The organism is Thermaurantimonas aggregans (genome assembly GCF_003851885.1).
Classification (GTDB): domain Bacteria; phylum Bacteroidota; class Bacteroidia; order Flavobacteriales; family Schleiferiaceae; genus Thermaurantimonas; species Thermaurantimonas aggregans.
Window position 1 is genome coordinate 1 of record NZ_BHZE01000047.1, and the last position, 1742, is coordinate 1742.

Genomic DNA, 1742 nt, shown 5'->3' on the forward strand with positions numbered 1-1742 from the left:
ATTTAATGTTACAAAAAATGAATTAGACTTAAAGCAGGTTTTTGGTAGTGATATTTCAAAAAATTGATTTTTGAAGTGATTTTTTAAAGTCAAAAGCAACTTTTTTAGGGCCAATGATGCTTTTGCAAAGCCTTTGTAGAGCAATTTTCTTAGGTTGTGCCCAATGGCCATTAACAGGAACTCCAAGGTTACTTTTTCTAATCCAAAAAAGCTAAATCGGTTGAATTTGTTGTTGCTTTTTAACTGAGCAAATACGGCTTCCACTTCTACAGGGCGCTTACTTCGATGTAACAACCCTTTGGAGCTTAACAATTTTTCTCTTGCCTGCTTTTTCAGGTAGTTGAGCCGATGATTGACTTCGATGATGCGATTGCCTTTTGCTTTATGGCAGGCCGATCGCAGCGGGCATCCTTCGCACCGTTGTGCTTGATAATAGCTTATTTGTGAGATATATCCGTTATCTGAGATGCGTTCGCCTTCTTTGATTTTATGCATGCGTTGCCCCATGGGACAGACATAAAAGTCTTCTTCTTGGTTGTAATAAAGATTTTGTACTAAAAACGGATTGTTTTTATGCTTTCTCTTTTGCTGCTGATGAAAATAATTGTACTTCACATAGGCTTCTATGCCTTTGCTTTGCATTAGTTCATAGTTTTCTTCACTGCCATAGCCGGCATCGGCCACCACTTCTTGGCTCTGCTTTCCATAGGCTTGCTCAAAGCCTTCTAAATGTGATGCTAAAGTTGTTGTATCGGTAGTAGTTTGATGAATGGAAATATGGGTAATGAATTGATTTTCGGTGGAGATTTGTGCGTTGTAGGCTGGCTTTAATTGACCGTTTTTCATGTGGTCGTCTTTCATGCGCATGAAAGTGGCATCTGTGTCGGTTTTGCTGTAGGAGTTTCTCTTGCCCATTATTGCCAAGTCTTTCTCGTACTTCTCTAAGCGAGGCAGGTATTCCTGTTGAAGTTTCTCCAGATCTTTGGATTGCTTCTGTGGTTTCTCTTTGAGCTTTTTATTAAGCTCGGCCAAACGCTCTTTTAAGGCCTCTGAATCTATCTTTTGCGGCAAGCTTTCTTCGTTGCGTTCCCGATTATCCGATAAGATACTTTGTTCGATATCGTTCAAAATGCTCTTGATTTTCTCTTGCAACTTTGCTTGGTTCTTCTCTACGGTCTTTCTCCATACAAAACTGTATTTGTTGGAACGTGCTTCTATTTTGGTGCCGTCTATGTATTGCACTTCCAAGCTCACATACCCCATTTCAACCAACAACTTCACTATCTCGACAAACAACTCTTTAATGTGGTCTTTTAATATTTTGCCTCTGAAATCATTAATAGTTCTGAAGTCAGGTGTGGAATTTCCCGATATGAACATAAAGTGAATGTTCTCTCGTAGGGCTTTGGCGATTTTCCGACAGGAATATATGTTGGATAAATACGCGTAAAACAGCACTTTCAGCATCATCCGCGGATGATAGGCCGAGGTGCCTCCGCCTTTGTATTTCTTCAATATTTGGCTGATATCAAGGGCGTCTACCACTTTATCAACCAAACGCACAGGATGATCTTCTGGAATCTTGTCAAATATGTTCTCGGGAAATAACTCCGGGCATTTGCCGGGTTGCTGTTTAAAGACTACTCGCCTCACTTAAAATGTCTATGATGGCTCTAATTTACTTCAATTAAGGGTTTTATCAAAATAAAAAAGAAGGCGTCCTTTACTTTTTGGACACCTTC

The 1742-nt window shown here is 39.8% G+C and carries 1 protein-coding gene; it reads right to left on the reverse strand.

Features of this window, described 5'->3' with window-relative positions; genetic code table 11:
* A partial coding sequence (locus EIP89_RS11370) for an IS1182 family transposase (protein WP_245966150.1) occupies window positions 1–1653 on the reverse strand: 1653 nt, incomplete at its 3' end.
* Window positions 1654–1742 lie beyond the last annotated feature (89 nt).